This is a genomic window from Litorerythrobacter xanthomarinus (assembly GCF_046254955.1).
Lineage (GTDB): Bacteria > Pseudomonadota > Alphaproteobacteria > Sphingomonadales > Sphingomonadaceae > Qipengyuania_C.
Genome location: NZ_JBJXRG010000001.1, coordinates 176,800 through 201,090 on the forward strand (window position 1 = coordinate 176,800; position 24,291 = coordinate 201,090).

The 24,291-nt window shown below is 56.7% G+C and carries 18 protein-coding genes; 10 read left to right on the forward strand and 8 right to left on the reverse strand.

The window, feature by feature from the left end; all coding sequences use genetic code 11:
- The first annotated feature begins 18 nt into the window (after positions 1-18).
- From ACEWMW_RS00925 to ACEWMW_RS00945, 5 genes are all read left to right on the forward strand, one after another.
- Entirely contained in the window at positions 19-1,617 is a 1,599-nt protein-coding gene (locus tag ACEWMW_RS00925; RefSeq protein WP_409412011.1) for a type II and III secretion system protein family protein, read from the forward strand.
- Positions 1,618-1,631: 14 nt separating this feature from the next.
- Positions 1,632-2,279: a CpaD family pilus assembly protein gene (locus ACEWMW_RS00930; RefSeq protein WP_409412012.1), complete on the forward strand. Its 648-nt coding sequence runs from the start codon at positions 1,632-1,634 to the stop codon at positions 2,277-2,279.
- Positions 2,280-2,282: 3 nt separating this feature from the next.
- Positions 2,283-3,560, forward strand: coding sequence for an AAA family ATPase (locus tag ACEWMW_RS00935; RefSeq protein WP_409412013.1), 1,278 nt, complete (start codon positions 2,283-2,285; stop codon positions 3,558-3,560).
- 78 nt (positions 3,561-3,638) lie between these two features.
- Complete coding sequence (locus tag ACEWMW_RS00940; RefSeq protein ID WP_409412014.1) at positions 3,639-4,610, forward strand: type II secretion system F family protein; 972 nt, start codon at positions 3,639-3,641, stop codon at positions 4,608-4,610.
- An 18-nt stretch (positions 4,611-4,628) separates the two neighbouring features.
- The gene (locus ACEWMW_RS00945) at positions 4,629-5,639 is read left to right on the forward strand and encodes a type II secretion system F family protein (RefSeq protein WP_409412015.1); all 1,011 of its coding nucleotides are present in this window, start codon (positions 4,629-4,631) and stop codon (positions 5,637-5,639) included.
- 94 nt (positions 5,640-5,733) lie between these two features.
- Here the strand turns inward: ACEWMW_RS00945 and ACEWMW_RS00950 are convergent, their stop codons facing one another.
- From ACEWMW_RS00950 to ACEWMW_RS00980, 7 genes are all read right to left on the reverse strand, one after another.
- On the reverse strand, positions 5,734-6,222 hold the full coding sequence (locus tag ACEWMW_RS00950) for a MarR family winged helix-turn-helix transcriptional regulator (RefSeq protein WP_409412016.1): 489 nt from the start codon (positions 6,220-6,222) through the stop codon (positions 5,734-5,736).
- Positions 6,223-6,265: 43 nt separating this feature from the next.
- Entirely contained in the window at positions 6,266-7,138 is an 873-nt protein-coding gene (locus ACEWMW_RS00955; RefSeq protein ID WP_409412017.1) for a crotonase/enoyl-CoA hydratase family protein, read from the reverse strand.
- A gap of 205 nt (positions 7,139-7,343) precedes the next feature.
- Positions 7,344-7,913, reverse strand: a complete 570-nt coding sequence (locus ACEWMW_RS00960; RefSeq protein WP_409412018.1) for a GNAT family N-acetyltransferase — start codon at positions 7,911-7,913, stop codon at positions 7,344-7,346.
- 1 nt (position 7,914) lies between these two features.
- A complete protein-coding gene (locus ACEWMW_RS00965; protein ID WP_409412019.1) occupies positions 7,915-9,000 on the reverse strand; it encodes an alpha/beta fold hydrolase in 1,086 nt (361 codons plus the stop codon).
- Positions 9,001-9,007: 7 nt separating this feature from the next.
- The gene (locus ACEWMW_RS00970) at positions 9,008-9,367 is read right to left on the reverse strand and encodes a hypothetical protein (protein WP_409412020.1); all 360 of its coding nucleotides are present in this window, start codon (positions 9,365-9,367) and stop codon (positions 9,008-9,010) included.
- 187 nt (positions 9,368-9,554) lie between these two features.
- Entirely contained in the window at positions 9,555-10,340 is a 786-nt protein-coding gene (locus ACEWMW_RS00975; RefSeq protein ID WP_409412021.1) for an SDR family NAD(P)-dependent oxidoreductase, read from the reverse strand.
- A gap of 27 nt (positions 10,341-10,367) precedes the next feature.
- Positions 10,368-11,540 carry an acetyl-CoA C-acetyltransferase gene (locus ACEWMW_RS00980; protein ID WP_409412022.1) on the reverse strand — a complete coding sequence of 391 codons (1,173 nt, stop codon included), beginning with the start codon at positions 11,538-11,540 and terminating at the stop codon, positions 10,368-10,370.
- Positions 11,541-11,877: 337 nt separating this feature from the next.
- Here ACEWMW_RS00980 and ACEWMW_RS00985 point away from each other — a divergent pair, with 337 nt between their 5' ends.
- Complete coding sequence (locus tag ACEWMW_RS00985) at positions 11,878-14,958, forward strand: TonB-dependent receptor domain-containing protein (protein WP_409412023.1); 3,081 nt, start codon at positions 11,878-11,880, stop codon at positions 14,956-14,958.
- A gap of 128 nt (positions 14,959-15,086) precedes the next feature.
- On the forward strand, positions 15,087-17,078 hold the full coding sequence (locus ACEWMW_RS00990; protein ID WP_409412024.1) for a sulfotransferase: 1,992 nt from the start codon (positions 15,087-15,089) through the stop codon (positions 17,076-17,078).
- On the opposite strand, the gene ACEWMW_RS00995 is transcribed toward ACEWMW_RS00990, so the two are convergent.
- Positions 17,075-17,785, reverse strand: a complete 711-nt coding sequence (locus tag ACEWMW_RS00995; protein WP_409412025.1) for a 2OG-Fe(II) oxygenase — start codon at positions 17,783-17,785, stop codon at positions 17,075-17,077. The two genes, ACEWMW_RS00990 and ACEWMW_RS00995, sit on opposite strands and share 4 nt — an antisense overlap.
- Positions 17,786-18,278: 493 nt before the next feature.
- Between ACEWMW_RS00995 and ACEWMW_RS01000 the strand changes: the two genes are divergently transcribed.
- The 3 genes from ACEWMW_RS01000 (at position 18,279) to ACEWMW_RS01010 (ending at position 24,287) form a co-directional block, all read left to right on the forward strand.
- Positions 18,279-21,269 (forward strand): TonB-dependent receptor domain-containing protein, encoded by a 2,991-nt coding sequence (locus ACEWMW_RS01000; RefSeq protein ID WP_409412026.1) that lies wholly within the window; start codon positions 18,279-18,281, stop codon positions 21,267-21,269.
- A 156-nt stretch (positions 21,270-21,425) separates the two neighbouring features.
- Positions 21,426-23,255, forward strand: coding sequence for a tetratricopeptide repeat-containing sulfotransferase family protein (locus ACEWMW_RS01005; protein ID WP_409412027.1), 1,830 nt, complete (start codon positions 21,426-21,428; stop codon positions 23,253-23,255).
- A 36-nt stretch (positions 23,256-23,291) separates the two neighbouring features.
- Positions 23,292-24,287 (forward strand): 2OG-Fe(II) oxygenase, encoded by a 996-nt coding sequence (locus ACEWMW_RS01010; RefSeq protein WP_409412028.1) that lies wholly within the window; start codon positions 23,292-23,294, stop codon positions 24,285-24,287.
- Positions 24,288-24,291 lie beyond the last annotated feature (4 nt).

A 24,291-nucleotide genomic window follows, 5' to 3' on the forward strand; every position in this document is an offset into this window, starting at 1 on the left:
AACTCAGGGGGCAAAACCATGAAACGTCGTCTTACCACCAAAGTGCTGCTTGCCAGCCTGGCGCTCGCGCCGCTCGCAAGCATGCCGACGACCACCGCAACGGCCCAGTCTGTCGTGAGCCCATCGCAGGATATCGTCCTGTCGATCGGACGCGGCGAACTGGTCACGGTACCGGGCAATATGTCGGACGTATTTATCGCCAACGAAGGCGTTGCTGATGTGCAGGTGAAATCGCGCAGCCAGCTTTATGTCTTCGGCAAGGCGGGCGGCCAGACCACTGTATATGCCAGCAACGCTGCCGGCACCGTCATCTGGGCTGCCAACATCCGCGTCGGTTCAAACATCGATAGCATCGATCAGATGCTGACGCTCGCGATGCCGGAAGCCAAGGTCAATGTTTCCACCATGGGCACCAACACGGTGCTTCTGACTGGAACGGTTGCCGCGCCTGAAGACGCAGCCGAGGCCGAACGCCTGGTACAGGCATTCACCGGCGAAGGCACCAATGTGATCAGCCGCCTGAAGATGGCAACGCCGCTGCAGGTCAACCTGCAGGTAAAGTTTGCTGAGGTGAGCCGCTCGCTGGTTCGTGCTATTGGCGCGAACCTAGCTACTGTCGATACGTCGAGTGGTTTCCAATTTGGTGTTGGACAGGGCCGCGGTGCAGTCGCACAGTTCCAGCCGCGTTTCTTCGATCCCGTTACCGGACAGCGGCTTACTCCGTTTGGTACCGCGACGGGTCAGAATTTTGAAGGTGACGGCTACACCATCATCGACCAGCTTGAATCAGGCACGACCCTGAGCGGCTTTGGTGGCTTGCTTGGCATCGATATCGCGGCAGCGCTTGATCTTGCGGAAACCCAGGGCCTGGTGACAACACTTTCACAGCCAAACCTGACCGCTTTGTCTGGCGAAACAGCTGACTTCCTGGCCGGCGGTGAGTTCCCGATCCCCCAAAGCGGGGGCCTGGGTACGACCACGATCCAATACAAGAAGTACGGTGTTAGCTTGGCCTACACGCCTACAGTTCTGGCCAACGGCCGAATCTCACTGCGTGTTCGTCCAGAGGTATCCGAGCTGACCAATCAAGGTGCAGTTCAGGTTAACGGCTTCGTTATCCCTGCCCTGACCGTCCGCCGTGCAGAAACGACGATCGAGCTCGGCTCGGGACAGAGCTTCATGATTGCAGGCCTGCTGTCGAACTCGGCGAACAACTCACTCGAAAAGGCTCCCGGCCTCGGCGATGTGCCGATCCTCGGCAACCTGTTCCGCTCGACCAACTTCCAGAAGGGTGAAACCGAACTGGTAATCGTAGTGACACCGTATCTGGTGTCGCCGGTCAACGCGAACGACATTAAATTGCCGACGGACGGGTTCCAGATCCCGACGATGACGGAACAGACGTTCGCATTCCAGGATAATGACGGTGTGAGCGGGGCATCGCGCCCGGTTCCGACCGCACGGGACAATGAAGCAGTTGCTCCGCAGGTCTCGCACAACGCTCCTGAAGGTGCACCCGGAAACGAACTTCCGGCAATGGCCATGGCCACTCCGGAAGCCAAGAATCGGCCTGAGATTGGTAGCGCCGCTGCCAAGCCTGGCTTCAGCCTGAATTGAGGAAGGTGAGTACAATGCCTATTGCAAGCAAAAGCAAACTGGCGGGGGCGCTCGCCGTCACGCTCAGCATGGCTCTCGGCGCGTGCAACACGATGCCGCAGAACCGTCAGCTGAACTCGGTCAAGCAGCCGGTCGTCGAACGCACCAACTACACGCTCGATCTGAGCAGCGGACCCGACGGGCTGTCGATCAGCGAGCAGCGTCGCTTGGCCGAATGGTTCGAAGCCATGGATCTTCGCTATGGCGACCGCGTCTCGATTGACGATCCGATGGCCAGCCGTGCGACTTATGAGTCGGTCAACACAATCGCCGGGCGCGACGGAATCATCGTCAGCGAGGGGGCACCGGTTACCAGCGGGCAAGTTAGCCCGGGACAGGTTCGCGTCGTCGTGACCCGGTCGGAAGCCTCCGTTCCTGGATGTCCCGATTGGTCGACCACCAGCGACATGAATTACAACAATGGCACCTACGCGAATTACGGCTGCGCCGTGAACGGCAACCTGGCTGCCATGGTCGCCAATCCCGAAGATCTCATCCGTGGCCAGAAGGGCACCGGCGAGACCGTCGTGATGAGTTCAACCAAGGCTATCGACAGTTACCGCGAACAGGCTCCTACCGGCACCGGTGGCCTGACCCAGAATACTACGAGCGAAGGGAACTAAGTCATGAACGCGCCCTTTTCACCAGCTGGCAATCGCGACGCGTTTGCTGCCTACATCTGCGACGAGACGTCTCTGGACATCCTTCGCCCGGTGGCTATCGAACTCGGATGGCAGCCTGAGAAATGCAACAAGGGTGGCCTTCGTAACGCTGTCCAGTCGCTTTCGGTCAGCGCCAGCCCGAACATCCTGATGGTCGATCTGTCGGAAAGCGGTGACCCGCTCAACGATATCAACGCCCTCGCAGAGGTTTGCGAACCCGGCACAGTGGTGGTTGCCATCGGCCAGGTGAACGATGTTCGTCTTTATCGCGATCTGCTTGCCAGCGGCATCCACGACTACCTGCTGAAGCCGCTTTCGGCCAATCAGGTTCGTGACGCACTGAACCAGGCCCAGGCCGTGTTCGCTGCACCGAAATCGAGCGATCCAGACGTGGCCAAGCACCACATCTCGACCGCCATCATCGGCACCCGCGGCGGTGTCGGCGCATCGACCCTTGCAACTTCGCTTGCATGGATGTTCGGGGCCGACCACAGCCTTCCAACCGCCCTGCTCGATCTGGACATCCATTTCGGCACTGGCGCACTGGCACTCGATCTCGAGCCGGGCCGCGGTCTTACCGATGCGATCGACAATCCGAGCCGGATCGATGGTCTGTTCATCGAACGCGCCATGATCCGCGCGAACGATAATCTCGCGATCCTTTCGGCCGAGGCACCGATCAACTCACCGCTGATGACCGATGGCGCGGCCTTCCTTCAGTTGGAAGAAGAGTTCCGCCAGGCATTCTCGATGACCGTTGTCGACATGCCGCGTAACATGCTGATTAACTTCCCTCATCTCCTCTCCGACGTAAATGTCGTGGTGGTGACGACGGAAATGACGCTGGCTGCTGCCCGCGACACGATCCGTATTCTCTCCTGGCTGAAGTCCAACGCGATGCACGCGATTCCGATCGTTGTCGCCAACAAAGTTCAGTCGGGCGCTGGAGAGATCAGCAAGGCCGATTTCGAAGCCTCGATTGAGCGCGAGATCGACTTTGTCATGCCATATGACGTGAAGGGTGCAACCAATGCTGCGAAGCTTGGCCAGACCTTTGCCGAAGCCAATCGCAACAGCAAGGTGACAGGCGTCATGCGCCAGATCGCCGACCGTATCATCGGTGCTGGCGACGGCGAAAGCGGCGGCGAGCCAGCTAAGAAGTCGCTGCTCGGTTCTTTCGACATCAAATCGCTCCTGGCCAAAAAGGACAAGGGCGCAGTCGAAGAAACCTACGCGGAATAAGCCGGAAATGGCCGGATCTGACCTCAGGTCAATCCGGCCGATCCATGTGCAACTGAGAAGAAGAGGCGGGAAAACAGCATGAGCACCATTCAGCTCATCCTTCTGGTTGGCGGAGTCACCACGCTGCTGGTGATTGGCTACCTGGCTTACTCCGGCCCTTCGGCGGCCAAGTCGAGCCAGCGTCGCCTTCAGGCCGTCCGTTACAGGCATTCGGAAAGCACCGATGCCAAGGTGGAATCACAGCTCAAGAAGGCCATCGCGTCGCGCAAGCCAAAGATGCACAGAGTCGCAGGCTCGGCCTCGCGGCTGGAAGCCTTGGTCGGCAGGCTCGACCGGACCGGCAAAGGCTGGACGCTGCAACAGTATGCCTACGCATCGATCGGGATCGTGCTGCTGGTAACGGTAGCGCTGTTCCTGCGGACCAATGCCCTCTTACTTTCGCTTGTTGTCGGCCTGTTTGCAGGTCTTGGCATTCCGCACATGGTCGTCGGCATGGCGATCAAGAAGCGTACCACCAATTTCAACACCAAGTTTCCCGATGCGATCGAGCTGCTTGTTCGTGGTCTTCGTTCCGGCTTGCCCGTGACCGAGACGCTGGCAGTGGTGGCCCAGGAAATTCCAGGGCCTGTTGGCGAAGAGTTCAAAGCTGTCGTTGACCGGATCAAGGTCGGCCGGACCATGGAAGAAGGTCTGCAGGAAACTGCCGACCGACTGGATATTCCGGAGTTCAACTTCTTCTGCATCACCTTGGCAATCCAGCGTGAAACCGGTGGTAACCTTGCCGAAACGCTTTCCAACCTTGCCGACGTGCTGCGCAAGCGTGCCCAAATGAAGCTCAAGATCCGCGCGATGAGCTCGGAATCGAAGGCCTCAGCCTACATCGTGGGTGCGCTGCCTTTCATCGTCTTCACCCTGATCTGGTGGATCAATCCGAGCTATATCAATGGCTTCTTCGAGGATGATCGCCTGATTGTGGCCGGACTCGGCGGCATGGTGTGGATGAGCATCGGCGCCTTCATCATGGCCAAGATGGTCAGTTTCGAAATTTGAGCAGGACGGACACAGACAATGATCGATAACCCGGCCGGCCCTACGCTTCTTGGCTTCGACGTCATCCTCGTTGGCACGATCCTTGCCGGGATCGCCGCCTTCGCGATGATCATGGCGGTGTATGCCGCTGTCACGGTGAAAGACCCGATGGCCAAGCGCGTCAAATCGCTCAATGAACGCCGCGACGAGCTGAAGGCAGGCATTGTCACCGCCAATGCGAAGAAGCGACAAAGCCTGGTTCGCCGTACCGACACTACTGACAAGGTGAAGGACACGCTGAAGGGGATGAAAGTCCTCCAGCAAAGCCAGATCGAAGTAGTGCAGCAGAAGCTGGCTCACGCCGGTATTCGCAACAAGGAACTGGCCGTCTTCGTGATCGGTGCACGCCTTGTGCTGCCGATCGTTCTGGGTGCTGTTGGCTTCTATCTTTTCTACGTCTCCGAGGTCTTCCCGGGCTGGGGCGATTTCAAGCGCTTCGCCGGCTTCGCGGGCATGGCTATCCTGGGCTACAAGGGACCCGAACTGTTCCTGCAAAACCGCGCGAACAAGCGTTCCGATGCGATCCGCAAGGGCCTGCCGGATGCGCTCGACCTCCTGGTCATTTGCGCCGAGGCTGGTCTGACAGTCGACGCCGCATTCAACCGCGTCGCCAAGGAACTGGGCCGTGCCTATCCCGAGCTGGGCGACGAGTTCGCCCTTACGGCGATTGAACTCTCGTTCCTCAACGAGCGCAAGAAGGCTTTCGACAACCTCGCCTATCGCGTCGATCTCGAAGCGGTACGCGGCGTGGTCACGACCATGATCCAGACCGAACGTTATGGTACACCGCTGGCCTCCGCGCTCCGCGTGCTGTCGGCCGAATTCCGCAACGAGCGTATGATGCGCGCCGAAGAAAAGGCAGCGCGTCTGCCGGCAATCATGACGGTTCCGCTGATCATGTTCATTCTGCCGGTGCTGTTCATCGTGATCCTTGGTCCGGCAGCCTGCTCAATCGCAGATGCCTTCGCGGCCAAACCGGGACGCGGATAGCTTAACGAAACAAACTCCGGCCGCTTTGGGGGGACCGGGAAACGGGAGCCGGATCGCTCAAGCGGTCCGGCTTCTTCGTTATCGGATCGCCGCCCTACTCAGGGCCGAGATGATCGAGAATCGAATCCGGATCGAGATCGCCCGAGCTCTGGCGCACCCGGCCCAGGATTTCGCTGAACTGCCCACGCTCGTCATCGCTCAGGCAGCCAAAGATTTCCGCTTCCATCGCTTCAGCAATGGGCATGATCTGTCCATGCATGACGCGTCCGGCTTCGGTGAGGTCGAGATGGTGAGAGCGCCCGTCGAGTTCGTTAGGCTGCCTCGATGCCAGCCCGCGGTCCTCCAGCACCTTGCACGCACGGTTGACTGCAACCTTGTCCATTAAAGTGGTCGCGGTGAGATCCCGCTGAGTTTGCGCTCCGGCATCGCCGAGGATCGCCATGACGCGCCATTCGGGCACGCTCAGCCCGAACCGTGCACGATACTCGTCGGCGATGCGCGAGCTGACGGCATTGGACGTGATCGAAAGCTGGTACGGCAGGAAATCCGCCAGGCGGGTCGGGTGATTGTTATCCTCAGGCATCATCTATGGGTTAAGAGCGCTTCGACCAGAGAGCAAGTAGCTTTCATTTGTAATCAGGTTCTTCCCACCAGGGATAGAAATCCGGCATATCTTGGCTGACCGTATTGGGGTATTGAGGCGCGCGTTTCTCGAGGAAGCTGGCGATGCCTTCCTTCGCATCCGCGCTCCGGCTGAGGCGATAGATCGCGCGGCTGTCGACCCTGTGCGCATCCATCGGATGGCCGGCAGCGCCGAGATCCCACAGCATTGCCCTCGTCATCGCGACCGACACGGCAGAGGTGTTGTCGGCAATCTCGCGCGCTATCCCGATCGCCGCGTCCATCAGCTCGCCTTGCGCATGGACCGAGCGGACGAGACCCCGATCCTTGGCTTCTCCCGCGTCGAAGATTCGGCCCGTCATGCACCATTCGAGCGCAGTCTGCATGCCGACCAGCCGCGGCAGGAACCAGCTCGAGCATGCTTCGGGCGTGATCCCGCGGCGTGCGAATACGAAGCCGAAGCGAGCATTGTCCGAACACAGCCGCATGTCGAAAGGCAGCTGCATCGTTGCGCCCACGCCCACTGCCACGCCATTGCAGGCGCCGATCAGCGGCTTCTTCGATTGGAACAGGCGCAGCGTCAGCCGCCCTCCCCCGTCACGCACGCGGCTATCGGAGAGGTCATCGACCGGCGTTGGATCGGAAAAGACATGCCCGCCGCCCTCCGGCGTCAGGTCAGCGCCGGCGCAGAAAGCGCGCTCGCCTTCACCGGTGATGATCAGCGCGCGCACGTCATCGTCGGCGTCGGTGTCATCCATCGCCGCGATCATCTCGTCCATCATCGTGCGGGTGAAGGCGTTCATCTTCTCCGGACGATGCAGCGTAAGCGTGGCAATGCCGTCAGCCTTGTCGAGCTTGATCTGGTTGTAGTCTGTCATATGGGTCTCTCCCTTCGGGAAATCCTACTGGATGGAGCACATGGAGCACTGTCCATGGGCCGGAAAAAGGCGTGCTTACAAGCTGCGCTTGGAGCAAAGGCATAGCGTGATGAGTTCGCGTTGATCATGGGCGATTTGGATAGCGCAGTGCCGGCCGGGTAGGAAAGGCGCGCGCCGTATCCAGCCTTTCATTACCAACTCGAAGTCAGGCGCTCTCACCGATCCCATATGCTTCGATCCGGGCCGAGGCGTTTGCGACATCACAGGCAAGCACGACCAGGTCATGCATTTTGCCATCCGCATCCCTCACCTGGTCCTTGAGCAAGGCCTCGCCCCGAAAGCCGAGTTCTTCAAACACGGTAATCGCAGCCTTCTGGTCAATCGTCATCTGGGCCGTGAGCTTGCTGAGCCCCTTATCAAGCGCAATGCGGAACCCCTGTTCCACAAGCCACCGCCCAAGCCCGTGCTTGCGTACCTCGTCCGCCACGAGGACGCGGAGCTCCCCTACATGTGGAGACCAGCTCAACGGGTCGGTATAAAGCGCAATGCAGCCGACAACCGCGCCTTCATGTTCTGCAAGGAGCGTGGTGAAGGCACCAGCCTCGGTCGCGGCGATCCACGCTTCGACAACCTTGGTCTGCGTGATATCGCGCCGAAGGAACAACAGGTCGTGCGCGGGCAGCGCAGCGGCAAATGCCAGCACCGTATTCCGGTCCGCAGCGGTTAATTCGCGCAGTTCAAATTCGACGCCTTTGAGGGTGACGTTCTGGATCATTCTATACGGACCTTTCCGCTAGCCAGTGGTCGAGCGCGGGCCACATCCGGCGCGGTGCATTAGGACCGGCAATCAGGCTGATATGCCCGCCCTTCATCACCAGTTCTTCCTTGTCTTCTGAGCCTACCAACTCGACTAGATGCTTGCTCGCCTCGTAGGGCACTATGTGGTCGTGCAGCGCCACACCATGGAACAGCGGCACCTTGATGTTCGACAAGTTCGCGGTTCGGCCATCGACGACCAATTTTCCGTTGAGCAACTGGTTGTCCCACATCAGCTTCTTGACCGTATCGCGGAAATACTCGCCAGCGAGCGGCAGCATGTCATTCGCCCAGCGATCCATCTTGCGATGAAATCCCACGAAATCATCGTTCCACATGTTGTCCCACAAGACGCGATTGCTCGCTACTCGCCCCGACGGTCGCAGCATGTCGAATGAAACTTGGAGGATTTCGGGAGACACATTTCCGACACTGTCAACCAGGTGATCGACGTCGAAATACTTGCGCTGTGACAAGTGCGAAAAGATCTTCATCTCGGAAAAATCTATCGGTGTGGTAAAGCAGGCAAGATTCTTGATCGGCGCTTCCGGGTGGCTGGCGGTGTAGATCGTCGAGAGTACCCCGCCCATGCAGTAGCCCACCAGCGAAACTTCCTGCTCACCAGATGCCTGCTGGACCTTGAAGATGCATTCGTCGAAGAACCGGGAAGCATAGTCATCCAGGCTCAGGCTCTTTTCTTCCGGCCGGGGGTAGTCCCAGTCCATCACAAAAACGTCATATCCTGAGTTAAGCAGAAACCGAACGAAGCTGTGTTCTTCCGCAACGTCGAACACGTAGCCCCTGTTGGTTGTCGCCATCACCATCAGGATGGGCACCCGATAGACTTCTTCGACAAGCGGCTGGTAGCGATACAGGTTAAGCGTACCGCGTTTGTGGATCCGGTCCTTGGGCGTGAGACCCACTGGCGGCGCTGCTGAAGCGAAATACTCAACGCCTTTGATGTTGCGCTGGATCGTTCGTTCGACGAGCGCCTGGATTGCGCTGCTCGATCGTTCTTCTTGCTCTGCTACGTCGGCGTCTGACACGGATGCGCTAGCCCTTGGACTTGGAGGGCGGCTTGCGGGTGCGTTTCGGACCTGCTGCGGGTTTGACGTCCGCGGGTAGCAGCTTCTCCAGCGCGGTTTCGATGCGGATCAGCTTGTCTTCCATGCTCATCAGGCGCTCACCAATCGCGGTCACATCTGACCGGCTTGGCATGTTGAAGAACTCCAGGTTGCGCGACATTTGGTCGGTCATCTGTTTCTGCGCCTTCACACCGATCTCGGTCGCCTTCCCGGTGACCTTCCCAAACGCCTCGGTCCCGAAGACGGCCTTCGCCATTTCGTCAAACCGCGTTTCCAGATCGCCGATCGCATTGCGCATCGAGTCCATGGGATTGTTTTCCTTGGCCATGCAATTCCTCTCCCGCTTACGAAGATCCATAGCCCAAAATCGCCGCTGCGGCACGCACAAAGACGATGCGCAATTCTTCTGGCTGACGCAGAACGGCCCAGAACCAAGAAAAACGCCGCCCGTGCACACGGCACGAGCGGCGATTGCTTGAATCAAGATCCCTCCTGCGCAGGAGCGACGGATATCCTTAGCGAGGGGCCATCCGGATCGCGCCGTCGAGGCGTACGTCCTCGCCGTTGAAGTAGCCGTTCTCGATCATGGTCATGGCGAGATGGGCGTATTCTTCCGCATGGCCGAGACGCTTGGGGAACGGCACGCTGGCTGCCAGTGCTTCCTTTACCTGCGGCGGGGCTGCATTCATCAGCGGAGTATTGAAGATGCCGGGCAGGATCGTGTTCACACGGATGCCCTCGCCCATCAGGTCGCGCGCGATTGGCAGCGTCATGCCGATAACCCCGCCCTTGGAAGCGGAGTAGGCTGCCTGGCCGATCTGGCCATCTTCACCAGCAACGCTGGCGGTATTCACGATGGCACCGCGATCGCCGTCATCCGACAGCGGATCGAGCGTCATCATGCCCGCCGCCGACTTAGCGATGCAGCGGAAGGTACCAACAAGGTTGATCTGGATGATGAAGTTGAACGCATCGAGCGGGAAGTGGCTGATCTCGCCCGTATTCCGATCGCGCTTCGCCGTCTTGATCGCATTGCCAGTGCCCGCACAATTTACCAGGATACGCTCCTGACCGTGTGCAGCGCGCGCCTTTTCGAACCCGGCATCGACGCTGGCCTCGTCGGTCACATTCACTTCGCAGAAGATACCGCCAATTTCCTCGGCGACCTTGGTGCCCTTCTCTTCCTGCAGGTCGAATATGGCGACTTTGGCGCCTTTTGCGGCGAGCGCGCGGGCGGTCGCTTCGCCAAGACCCGATGCCCCGCCGGTAACGATGGCGGGCGTATTGCTGCTGACTTCCATGAATAATTCCTCTTGGATTTGAGTGATTTAGAGCGCTTCGACGATGGTGACATTGGCGACGCCGCCGCCTTCGCACATCGTCTGCAGGCCGTATTTCTTGTCTTGCGCCTTGAGCGCATGGACCAGCGTCGCCATCAGCTTCGTGCCGGACGCACCAAGCGGATGGCCCAACGCGATCGCGCCGCCGTTGACGTTGAGCTTGTCTGGATCGGCACCGGTATGCTTGAGCCAGGCGAGCGGCACGGGCGCAAAAGCCTCGTTGACCTCGTAAAGGTCGATCTCGTCGATCTTCATGCCAGCACGCTCAAGCGCCTTGTCGGTGGCGAACAGCGGCTCTTCGAGCATGATAACCGGGTCACCTGCAGTCACGGTGAGATTATGGATCCGCGCCATCGGCGTGAGCCCGTATTTCTTGAGCGCCTCTTCCGACACGACCAACACCGCGCTGGAACCGTCGCAGATCTGGCTCGACGAAGCAGCGGTGATGCTGCCGTCTTCGCTCAGCAACTTGACTCCCGCGATCCCTTCCAGCGTCGCATCGAAGCGGATGCCCTCATCGACCGTGTGCATTTCCTCGCCCTCAGGCGTTTCGATCTGGACGGGGACGATTTCGGCATCAAACGCGCCCGACTTGGTCGCGGCGATGGCCTTTTCGTGACTGCCAAGTGCAAAGCGGTCAAGATCGTCCTTCGAGAAGCCATGCTTCTTGACGATCATCTCCGCTCCCATGAACTGCGAGAACTGCACCCCAGGGAACTGCGCCTGGAGCTCGGGCGACATGTAATGGCCAAGGCCTTCCTTCATATGGAACATCGCGTTCGAGCCCATCGGCACGCGGCTCATGCTTTCGACACCGCTCGCGATAACGGCATCCTGCGTCCCGCTCATCACCGCTTGCGCGGCAAACTGGATCGCCTGCTGCGAAGAGCCGCACTGGCGATCGATCGTCACCGCCGGGGTTGAATTGGGAAGATGCTTTGCAGCCAGCACGCCCATGCGTCCCACCTGCATTGCCTGCTCGCCCGCCTGCGTGACGCAGCCGGTGATCACATCGTCGATTCCCGCCGGATCGATCCCGCTACGCTCGACAATAGCGTCGAGCGACTTTGCCAGAAGGTCGACCGGATGGACACCGGCAAGGCGCCCTCCCCTGCGTCCGCCAGCGGTTCTTACGGCATCGACGATATAGGCGGTAGGCATGAAGGTCTCCAATTGAAATGCAATCTGTGCCAGCGGGCTATTGTCCGCCGGTCAGCCGGTCAAGCGCTATGGCGACGCGACTAGCAAAAAACGCGCGAAAATCTGATTCGAACCGAGTGTTGCAACAAAGTTACGCCGACCATGTAATTTCATCGGAGACTACCCATTCCCTTTCCATAGTGTGGCGACACAGCCTAGCAGGACTGTTGGGACTGAATCATTTGCGTGCGTGGACTGCAATTTATGCGCGCAATGTATTGCCCGGGGCCGAGCCATCGGCCTCTGGTTTATCAAAGCAGTGCCTTGAAAACACTGTGAAACTTATGGGGTACATTACATGAAGAAATTGACCAGCCTGAAGGTCGGCACTGCGCCGATTGCCTTGGGTGTTGCAATGCTGGCTTCTCCAGCTTTCGCTCAGGACGCACAGGATGCATCCAGCGATGATGCAATCGCCACCGATGAAGTTATCGTCGTTACCGGCTCGCGTATCGTTCGCCCGAACCTTGAAGCTGCCAGCCCAATTGCGGTGGTTTCAGGCGATCGGGTCGTTGAACAGGCAGACATTACGCTTGAAAGCTACCTGAACACCTTGCCGCAGGTTAACCCGGCCGGCACTTCAACTTCGAACAATCCCGGCAACGGTGGCCAATCGAACATCAACCTGCGTGGCCTTGGTGCCAACCGCAACCTGGTTCTCCTCAATGGTCGCCGTCCGATGGTGTCGGATAACTCGCAGCGCGTTGACATCAATACGATCCCACAAGGTCTGATTGAGCGTGTTGAAATCGTTACCGGTGGTGCTGGTGCGGTGTACGGTGCGGACGCTCTTGCAGGTGTTACCAACTTCATTCTTAAGGATGACTTCGAAGGCGTCGATCTTCGCGCCACATACCAGAACGTTCTTGATGAATGGGATGGTGAAGAATACCAGATCTCTGGCGTGATCGGCGGCAACTTTGCCGACGGACGCGGTAACATGGCACTTGCCGTCGAACACTCAAGTCGTGAAGCAATGCTTAAGGGGCAACGCGCTTTCGCTGCTCAGGCTACTTCTACAACCGGAACCTTCCCGACTGGCTCGGTTCGTGACGGTTCGAACCCATTTGACCAAGCCGCGATTGACGCTTTGTTCGCCAGCTATGGGTCCGACCCATCCGATTTTCCGGCTGCAGGGACTACGGGCATCGGCTTTAATACCGATGGCTCACTTTTCGGTATCGGTATCTTCAACAGTGACCGCAATGTAACGAACTTCCGCGATGGCGTTGACTCGGCTGCAAATCCGAACCTCAACTACTTCCCGGATTTCTACACCTACAACTTCGATATCATCAACTACCTCGTTCTGCCCTACGAACGCACAAGCGCGTTCCTGACAGGTCACTACGAGATCAATGATGCAATTGAGGTATTCACCCAGGCTTCTTGGGTTGAGTATAGCTCGGCAACCGCGCTCGCACCGACACCAATCGGCACGCGGGTTGAAAGCCTGACTGGAACTAACTCGACACGGGCAAAATCAGGCCTGATTGAGCCGGGTGCAAACGTGACAGCTCTGCTGGTACCAACGACAAACCCGTTCATTCCGGCTGACCTTGCGACACTGCTCGCTTCGCGCACTGGCGATGATACCAACATCGTTGGCTCTGGCCCGACCGAAGCTTTCACGATTGCAAAGCGCTTCCTGCCGACCGGTCTGCGTCAGCAGAATTTCAATAACGAAATCATCCAGGGCCTGGTTGGCCTTCGCGGTGAATTTGCTCCAGGTTGGCGTTACGAGATCTATGCTTCTAAGGGTCGCACGACTCAGAATGTTGATCTCGACGGTAACGTCAACGTTCAGCAAGTTCAAAACCTGCTCGAAGCACCGGATGGCGGTGTCTCGATCTGTGAAGGCGGCTTCAATCCCTTCGGTGCTGGTCAACCGCTATCGCAGGCTTGTGTCGACTACGTGTCTGCACCTACCTCTACGACGACTGAGTTCAATCAGGAGATCTATCAGGCCTACATCGCTGGCGATGTGACCGAACTCCCGGCTGGTCCATTGTCAGTCGTTATTGGTGCGGAGCAGCGGAAGTTTGACTACTTCTACGATGCAGGTTCGCTCAGCGGCCCGATCGCAGGCTTCAACACCGGTACGAACGATGAAGGCACGAACAAGTTCACCGACTTCTTCGCGGAAGTGAACATCCCGCTCGTTTCTGATGGCTTCTTGGATTACATGGAAGTTTCGCTTCTTGCACGTAACTCGAAGAGCGACTTCAATGACATCCAGAATGGCATTGACGGCGACAGCCAGAGCGACTGGACTTACGGCGCAACTTTCACGGCCGACGTGAATGACAATTTCCGCGTTCGCGGTAGCTACCAACGTGCGGTGCGTGCACCGAACTTTGGTGAGTTGTTTGCTGGCGGTGGTTCGTTCCCGCAGTTCTATGATCCTTGCTCGGTAAGCAGTAACTTCCGCCAGAGCGGTGGCGATGCTGCACGCCAGCTCTGTATCGATGCTGCTGCGTTTGGCACCAACTTCAGCGAGACTGCTGTTGATGTATATGAGCAGACACCGGGTAGTCAGGTTTTCCTCGGCTATACAGGCAATACAGACCTGAAACCCGAGAAGGGTACAACCTTCACTCTTGGTGCAGTATTCAACGCGTTCGGCCTGGCCGGGTCGCTTGACTACTACAACATCAAGGTGACTGACGCGATCCTGCAGCCCGATCCGAACGTGATCATTGCGGCTTGTTACGGTCTGCTTCCAGGTACAAACGAAAGCCTCGATTCGAGCAGTCCTTTCTGTTCGGGCTTCTTCCGCGTACCATACATCTTGCAGATCGTTCTGGATCCGGCACTCGGTGGTGACGCCTCTGGCTACTTCACCTTCCAGAACCAGGGCAAGTTCAAGACTTCAGGTCTCGATCTTCAGCTGGCTTATAGCCTTCCGACCGAGTTCATCGGTCCGGAATCGAAGATCGATTTCAACCTGCTGGTCAACTACCTGATCGACTTCAAGGTCGAAGAACTGCCTGGTGTGACAATCAACTATGCCGATACGGCTTCGTACTTCGGTGCAGGTCTGGGTACGAGCTTCCCACGTTGGAAAGCCAATCTCCAGATGGACTTCGCCATGACCGAAGACATCTCGCTCGATACGCGGATCCGCTATATCGACGGCATGAAGAACCGTGCATCGGTGCAGTATATCGGTGAATCATTCACCGGACCAAGCGCTGCAGTTTACGTTGACACGGCAATCGAGTTCAATGTTGATCCGATGACCTTCCGTCTTGGTGTGAACAACCTGTTCGACAAGGGCCCGCAAGAATATGCCCCGAACTCACAGTCAGGCACCGATCCGTCACTCTATGACATTTACGGTCGTCGGGTGTTCGTGTCGGGTCGTCTGAAGTTCTAGTCACTCTGGAACAAATTTGACCAATTTAGGGGGCGGGCTTCGGTCCGCCCCCTTCATTTTGGCTTTTGCCTTTCTATAACTCCTCCCTAACCATCGCAGATCAACCGTAACTTCCGGTAGGGTCAAATATGAACTCCATCGTCTCCACAATGCAGCAGGCGGTCGCGGCAATTCAGAGACAAGATTTTGCGACCGCGCAAAAACTTGCAACTCAAGCTGCGCGCCTTCATCCAAAGAATCCACAAATCCTCCAGGTTCTTGGCGTCGCACAAGCCGAAGGGGGTGATCCCAAGTCAGGTTTGCGCACCATGGAGAAAGCACTCAGCTTGGCACCGGATAATGCCGATCTCCGCTTCAATGTCGCGAAAGCTGCCTTTCAGACGGGGCAACACGCCAAAGTCGAATCCATTTGCAAACCGTTGGGAGATCAGCCGGCGGCACTCCACCTGCGAGCTCTGGCGTTGAAAGAGGCGGGTAAAGTGAACGCAGCAGTTGCGCTTTTCGCAAGTGCCCTAAAGCAGCAACCCGGCGACGCTCAGCTTCTGAACAACTATGGTAACGCATTGATCGCAGCAAACCGGGCAGATGATGCAATCACTGCTCTCGCCTCCGCCAAGAAAAATGAACCCAAATCAGCTCAGATCACAATGAACCTGGGGCGGGCGCATACATCGGCAGAGCGATTTGAGGAGGCGCTTGAACTGTTTCGAGAGGCTGCATCCTTGGATCCAAGCGATGGCGAAGTGCTGTTCGAGCTCGGCAAATCACTCGTCAGATACTCGTGCCACGATGAAGCTTTGCCATTGCTAAGCGAGGCCGCTCGCAAGGGCATCCGTGATCCGGAAGTATTCAATCAAATAGGAACTTGCTATGCTGCTTTAGAACTACGCCAAGAGGCGGAAAACGCTTACCGGATGGCGATCCAACTCGATCAAGAGAACTTGCGTGCGTATCTCAATCTGGGCCTGTTGATGGAGCAAGACAACAGACTGGATACCCTTGAGCGATTAATAGCAGAGGCTGATAAAGCAGGTCTCTCTGGACCTGACGTAGACCATTTGCGAGCTCTCGTATTGCAGCGGGAGGGTAAGCTTCAGGAAGCACTCGAACTTGCGCGGGAGTCCGAGCCGGAATTCGTGGATGGTGTCCTGCATCAAGAGTTTATTGGCAAGACGGCTGACAGGCTCGGCCAATTCGACATGGCTTTCGAAGCATTCAGCAAAATGAACGCTGCAATGGCGCTTAGGCCTGAAGCCCGTGAATTTGAAGGTACGGAACACAGCGCAATCATCCGCAAGCGGACCGAGACGGTTTCCAGTGAATGGTTCAATTCTTGGGGTGATTTAGCCGGAATAGAAGACCGAAAAGATCCGATTTTTCTTGGCGGATTTTTACGGTCAGGGACAACGCTTCTCGACACAATCTTGATGGGCCATTCGTCGCTTCATGTGCGCGAAGAAGAGGCCATGATTGCGCGACTGGAAGATGCCGCTGGCGATATCGCAAACCTAGCGCAAATGAGCCACCAGGAAGTTGGTAACCTACGGCAGGTCTATTTCGCGGAATTGGAGAGAACCGCTCCCATGCCGCACGACCAGATACTGGTAGACAAATACCCGCTCATGACCGTCAGAGCAGCATACCTTCATCGCGCATTCCCTGGCGCAAAGTATATATTCACGCTCAGGCACCCGTGCGATGTTGTACTCAGCTGCTGGATGCAGAATTTCCGTATCACGCGTGCCATGTCGAGCTTCCTAACTTTGGAAAACGCAGCAAAGCTCTACGACGCGACAATGGCCCAATGGCAGCAGTGCCGCACGGTCATGCCCCTCGACATTCACACAATCCGATATGAAGATATGGTCGAAGATCTCGAAAGCGAGCTTCGCCCGCTCATGAAATTCCTTGACCTAAAATGGTCCGACGACCTTCTGGACCATCAGAAGACAGCAAAAGACCGCGGGTACATTCGCACGCCAAGTTATTCTCAGGTCACCGAGAAGGTCTACACACGTGCAAGCGGGCGGTGGGAGAACTACCGCAAACACCTTGAGCCGATCCTGCCGGTGCTAGAACCCTGGATAGAAAAATTCGGCTACGAGTCGCTCGAAAACTAGCTCGAATATCGCAGCCAACCAGTTATCGAATAGCGTGTTTCCTCGACCCATGGCGCCACAACTGATACGCAGTGCTTTATCGGGACGCTGAAAATCCGCAGACTGTTGAATGCGGGTATAAACCCCGAAACTGACTTGCCGCTCTCCAGCAGAAGAAGCCCCCCCCAATCCATGGACCAATGCGGGGTGAGGCTGAACACATATGCAGCGAGCCGGTTTTTCCCTTCAACGTCATCATCGTGATTGGTGAGGAAACTCCCCGCGCGATACGCTGTCGCTTGCGCATCGACGAAATCGATCGCCTCCAGGCCGGTCACCCCCCTTAGATACTGCAATGTGGCCGGAGAATTCATTAGGTCTGAGAACTTATCGATCGCCAGCCCTCTGTCGGCGCGTTCGGCGGGATCCTCCGATACCCGTATCGAACGGTAACGGTACTGTAACTCGTCCAGGGCCGCGGTATGAGTCAGCAGCGTGATATTTGCTCGCTGTTCATCGGATAACTCCTCGAAATCCGCTGCACTCATTTCATAAGTCTTGCCGTTGCCAGTGAATATCTCTTGCCAGCGACCAACACTTTGCAGTTCTAGTAGCAAAGATTCAGCGGCATCATCGGTCAGGAAATTATCGATCGCTGTCGATCCGGTCTTGGCGAACTCGGATACCGAATCTGGCGATGGCGACTTAGCGAGTATAGCGAGTTTCATATGACGATTCGCACCACATAGTTCAATTTAAGCTGATTGCGCGTTGGCAGGCCATTCTCGGCAAAAATTGTCATTTATCAGTCTATCAGATCAAAAATCCACTGTTCCTTAGGCGCAACTACGCACTTGTGTTGCCAGATCACCACACGCCGCCGGGGGTTTGCAGCCCAAAACAGATTTCAATTGCGATCATTTCCTGCCTTGCCCATCACGCGAGGTAGCAAATCTGCGTTTTCGCGGATGGGACTTGCTATTTGTACTTAAACCAGCGGCCCGGGGTTAGAGGCCGTTCGAGGGGGACTCGAAAAACATGAAAAATACCAATAGACTCGGATCGCGCACAAAAACGCAGCTTCTTGTGGGCGCCGGCATCTCAACTTTTGCCGCATTATCGCTCGCGTCTCCAGCACTTGCTCAAGACGCTGCGGAAGACGAGCAGCCAGTATCGGTCGCTGATGACACTCAGGTATCAGAAGACACCGGCACCATCGTGGTGACCGGCTCTCGTGTTCGTCGCGACAACTTCGATACTGCCAGCCAGATTAACGTCTTCACGCGTGAAGATGCGGTTCTCGCAGGTGCGACTTCGACGGCTGACATCCTGCAAGGTTCTACCGTCACTTCTGGTACTTCGCAGATCAATGGCTCTTTTCTCGGCTTCGTTTCCGAGGGCGGTACCGCTGCAGCAACCGTCGGTCTGCGCGGCTTCGGCGCGGCACGTACCCTAACGCTGCTCAACGGCCGTCGCTTGGCGCCAGCAGGTGTTGGGCCAGAGCTTGTTACTGCAGATCTCAACGTGTTGCCTAGCGCCATTATAAACCGCACCGAAGTCCTGCGCGAAGGCGCTTCTTCGATTTACGGCTCAGACGCTATTGCAGGTGTGATCAACATCATCACCGACAAGAAAATTGACGGCGTCAGCCTCGACTTTTTCACCGACCAGCCTATTGCCCACGGCGGCGGCGGACGGACTTATCGCGGCTCAGTTGTTGCCGGTAAGACCTTCGATCGCGGTTATGTAACTCTTTCGGCAGAGTATCGCGAGCGGACGGGCATGAAGCTTTCTGATCGTTCGGCATTCGGCGAATGCCCTCGCGATCTATATTTCGACCCTGCTACAGGTGAGGAAGTCGGTTCGCGCGATTTCTTCAATCAGGATGCTGGGCTCATGTGTTTCCCGTATACCGCCAATGGCGGCGTGGGCACCGCGAGCGGTTACGGCTTCGCCTTCAGTTTCGACACCTTCGTGTTCGATCGCAGAACCTGGGACCTTAATGGCAATGTCACACCAGTAAACGGGCTCGACCGTGTTGGGCCGAACCCGGTTCAGTTCCAGCAAGATGTCTTGGCACCGGTCAAGACCTACACTGGCTACCTCGCCGCAGGATATGAGATCGGGGCGCTGGGTGATGCGGAGCTTTACACTGAAGCCCTGTTTACCCGTCGCGAGTCGAGCTATTCATTTACTCGACAGTTGTCGATTGACTTCGGACAGGTCGATCCGGATATTGAAATCTATGGCGGTAGCTATGCTGGCTTTCCCCTTTCGGCATTTGGCTACCCGACAAGCCCGTTTTTCCCGAATGCGCTCGCCGACAACCAATACAACCTTTTTGTGCCATTCATTCAGCCCGATCGCCTGACCAAGTCGATCCAAGAAGTCGACTTCTTCCGTTGGAATGGCGGACTTACAGGTAACCTCGGCCTTGGTGATTGGCGTTACGACGCAAATCTTCAGTACTCGAAAACGGAGGGGTTCCAGTCACAACGCCAAGTTACGCTTAGCCGTCTCAACAATGCTCTTAAGACGGCTCTGGCTCCTGCCGGCACTCCAAGCGAACTGATCGTTGTCGCTCCTGACTATTCGGAAGGGGCAGGTGGTTCCTATACATGTGCCTCAAACGTCGATGCCGGTGGTGCATTTATTGCCGGTTCGACATGCGTACCGTTCAACTTATACGATATCGGTACATTCCAGAACGGAGCCATTCCGGCCAACCAGTACAACTATCTCTGGCAAGAAGACGAGAGCAATACCGAGTTCGAACAACTCACTTTCTCGATTATTCTTGATGGGTCGCTGATCGATATTCCCGGTGGTGGCACGGTTGGTGTTGCTCTTGGCTATGAGCACCGCGAAGATGAAATCAACGCCGTACCTTCTATCGATGCACAGACTTCCAATCTGTACAACTTTAGTTCTTCAGGCATCACCGCCGGTAAGGACAAGCTTGACGAAGTATTCGGCGAGATTGTGATTCCCTTGGTAGTGGACAAGCCATTTGCGCGTTTGCTCCAGGTGGAAGCTTCCGGGCGCTACACGAAGTACCGTTCATTCGGATCGGACTTCACGTACAATGTGAAGGGGCAGTGGGCACCGAATGATTTCATTCGGTTCCGCGCTAGCTACAACACGTCGTTCCGCGCGCCGAACCTCTTCGAGCAGTTCGTAGCCGACCAGACTGGCTTCTTCCCGTCTGGTGTCGACCCGTGTTCTGAATTTGGCACTCGCTTTAATCCCGGCGATCCAATCTATGACAACTGCTTGTCGGAACTTGCTCCGATTCTCGGAAACGCAGCCGCGCTGGCTTTCACTGCCACTGCCGGTCCGGAAGTCACCACCAAGGGCAACGTGTCGACACTTGATGCCGAAACTTCGCGTGCATACTCAGTCGGCGGTATTCTGACAGTGCCTGTTGGCGGTTCAGATCTGTCGTTCGCGGTCGACTATTGGGATCTCAAGGTTCGTGGCGAAATTAACACGCTTGGGACCCTGATCCTGAGCCGCTGCTACGAATCGACAGACTTCCCGAACGCCGCAGAATGTGATCTGATCGCGCCGCGCCTTCCAGCTTCAGACTCTCAGAGGGGGAACCTCGACCGTTTCGACAATCCTTATCTGAACGTCTCACAGCGGGCAGCAGTGGGCATCGATTTCGATGGCCGACTAGTTAGCCCCGTTGCCGGTGGCGAACTGGTGCTGCGTGCGCGGGGAACGCGTATGATCGACCAGATCTATCAGCGGTTTGCAGAGAATGAGCCATTCGATTTCAATGGCACGCTCGGCTCGCAGGGATTCGGCGCTGGTCCGAAGTGGGTAGGAGATTTTACCGCTCGCTACACATTCCCGAATGAGAAGTTCGTCATCAACTATGGTGTAAACTATGTTGGGAGCCAGAACTCGGAAGTGTTCGCATACGGTGAAGACGTAGACTTCAGGAGAACCGCTCCGTTCCTCGGCGAAGTAGACGTCGATTTGGTGGCGGAAGAGTATTGGGAACACGGTATTTCGTTCCAGTACCGCTGGGAAGATGTGGCGCAGATCACGCTTGGCATGAACAACATCTTCAATGCCAAGCCTCCGACTATCTCTTCGTGCCCGTCCTCGGCTTGCCAGTACACACGTATCGGTAACCGGTTCCTGTCGAGCGCCTATGACATCGTAGGCCGCTCGGTGTTCCTGAACGTGACGCGCAGTTTCTGATCGGAGATCGTCTGTATCTTGGTGTAGACAGTTCCATCAGGAACTTGACAACAGACGGGGCGGGCAGCGATGTCCGCCCCGTTTTTATTTATTCGGCGCAAATTTAAATTCTAGACCTGGCCGGAGCGCCAGAGGATAGACGCACAAGGAGTAATCGTGACCGAGATCGCAGGTTCCTGGGATGAAAATGCTGTCCGCGACTTGCAAAGCACAATTGCGGAGCTTGCCCACGCGCCCGTTGAGCTTGCTAACCGCCTTGCAAAGATTTCAATGGCGTACCCGGATTTCTTACCTGCAAGGCGAATGCAAGCGCGTGCGCTTCGCCACATCGGAAACACAGCTAAGGCCTCGACTGTTGAATTGGCGGCAGTTCGCGACGGACTACTACGCCAATCTTTCGTTGATGCGGAAAAGCATTTTCTGGCCGGCGACCTGGAAGGTGCCGAGGTCTTAATCCGCAAGCATCTCAAGCGAGATCCGGAAGATCCCGCCGCTGCATTGATGCTGGGAGAAATTGCTAGTCGCTGCGGCGCACGGCAAGAGGCCGAGAACCTCTTTCGACGTGCGATAGTTTTGGTCCCAACCTACGTTGAGGCGCGCGAGAGCCTGGCAAAACTCCAGCGAGACCAAGGGAAATACGAAGAATCCTTGGCGACAATTGAGTCCTTATTGGATATTGATCAGAAACATCTTGCAGCCCTGTCTCTAAGAGCAGCCCTGTGCGAGCAATTACGCAAGTTCGATGAAGCTGACAGAGCGTTTGAAGAGTTGCATCGCATCCATCCCGAGGATGCGCGCGGTTACGCAAACCACGCATTCTTGCTCAAGACAATCGGTCGTCAAGAGGATGCAGTCGAAGCCTATCGGAAATCGCTACGGATAGAACCCATGAACGGACTCGCGTGGTGGGGCCTCTCGAACCTCAAAACCGTCGAATTCGACCACAATGATGTTGCTTCCATTCGCGAGGCCTTGGAGTCGGAGGGGCTGGAAGCCGAAGATCGTATCCATCTGCAATTTGCCTTAGGAAAGGCGCTAGACGACTTGGAGCAATACGCTTCGGCCTTTCAAGCTTACTCGATTGGTGCGAAAGCGAGATTGGAGCAGGTTCCGTATGATCCTGCCCGCATTCGGGGGCACGTTGATAAAAACCAGTCGGTCTTTAACAAATCATTCTTCAACGAACGCAATGAATGGGGCACCCAAGCCAAAGATCCCGTGTTCATCGTCAGTTTGCCTCGCTCAGGCTCGACACTTGTTGAGCAAATTCTCGCTAGCCACCCGCAGATCGAGGGAACAGAAGAATTGCACGATATCGAGCGCATGGCGATTTCGCTCGATCCGAACGGGAGCACTGGCTCTTGGTTAGACGTTCTTCCGCATCTGACGCAGGAACAAGCGCGGGAAATGGGTGAACACTATATTGAATACACCAGGCGAGTCCGTCACACCAATCGCCCCATGTTCACCGACAAGATGCCCAGCAACTGGGTCTTCATTGGACTGATCCGCACAATCCTTCCCAACGCGAGGATCATTGATGTCAGGCGTCATCCGCTGGGTTGTGGATTTGCGAACTTCTCCCAGCACTTCAATTGGGGCATCAACTTTTCATATGATCTGGAGCATATTGGCGAATTCTACCGCGAATACGTCCGGCAACTGGCTCACTTTGACGAGGTTCTTCCGGGGCGAATTCATCGAGTGATCTACGAGGATTTGGTGCAGGATACGGAAACCGTTGTCCGCGATTTGCTCGACTATATCGGCTTGCCTTTCGACGAAGCGTGTTTGAACTTCTTCAAGACAAAACGCGCCGTCTACACTCCGAGTTCCGAACAGGTCCGCTCGCCCATCAATCGTGAGGGGATGGAGCGGTGGAAGAACTACGAACCGTTTCTCGGCCCGCTAAAGGATGCCCTGGGCGATGTGCTCACGAGTTATCCCGACGTGCCGTTAAGTTTGGCCTCCGACGATGCGGCCTAGGTTTTCAATCCGCATCGAACCTTTGGCACCATCCAGATGAGAAGCCCCATTACAGACCCTCTTGTCGAGGCGAATGCGCTGGCTCGGGCGGGGAAGGCTGTTGATGCAGTTGAGTATCTGCAGAAAGAGATAGATGGCGGCAATGCCGATGCCGCCGCCATGCTTGCTAGTTGGCGGCTATCGGGTCAGATCATTCGTCGAGACTTGGCTGCCGTGAGAGAACTGTTGGGAAAGGCTTCCTCGCTTGGCTGCAAGGAAGCGACAGCGGGCTTTATGGCTCTCTTGGCGAATGGAGCAGGCGGATCCGGGCGGAGATGGCAGGAAGCCTTGTCGCTTCTCTCGACGGAAGCCAAACATGATCCCATGGCCAGTCGAGAGTATGAACTGATTTCGGATATGAAACTCGACGACCAAGGACACCCGCGTGAGGCGGCAACTGGTCAACTGGTCAGCAATGAATTCAGGATCGCAACAATCCCGGATTTCCTCTCGAAAAAGGAATGCCAGTTTCTCCACGCACTCGCCGATCCACTGCTTAGGCCGGCTACTGTGGGAGACCCTCGCACCGGAAGAATCGTGCGCGATCCGGTTCGGCGGGCACGCTCGACCGGTTTTCCCTTTGTCGCCGAACGCCCCTTCGTGCATGCCATAAATCGCAGAATAGCCGCGGCGACTGCAACAAGTTATGAGCAAGGGGAACCCTTGCAGGTTATTTCATATCAGCGCGGCGAGGAATTTAGGCTACACACCGATGCGGTGACACACGACACCAACCAGCGGATCATGACCTTCCTGGTAACAATCGAAGATAATTTCGCGGGTGGTGAAACCGAGTTCCCCCGAATCGATCTGAAGTTTCGCGGCAAGCTTGGGCAAGCTCTGTTCTTTCACAACCTTGACGACTCGGGGCGAGCCAATCCGAAAGCCTGGCACGCGGGGCTGCCCGTGACCAATGGACGCAAAGCCATACTTTCCAAATGGATTCGAGAAAGACCGCTCGACCTCTCGGGCCCGAAAGGCCGGCCACTTTAGAGAG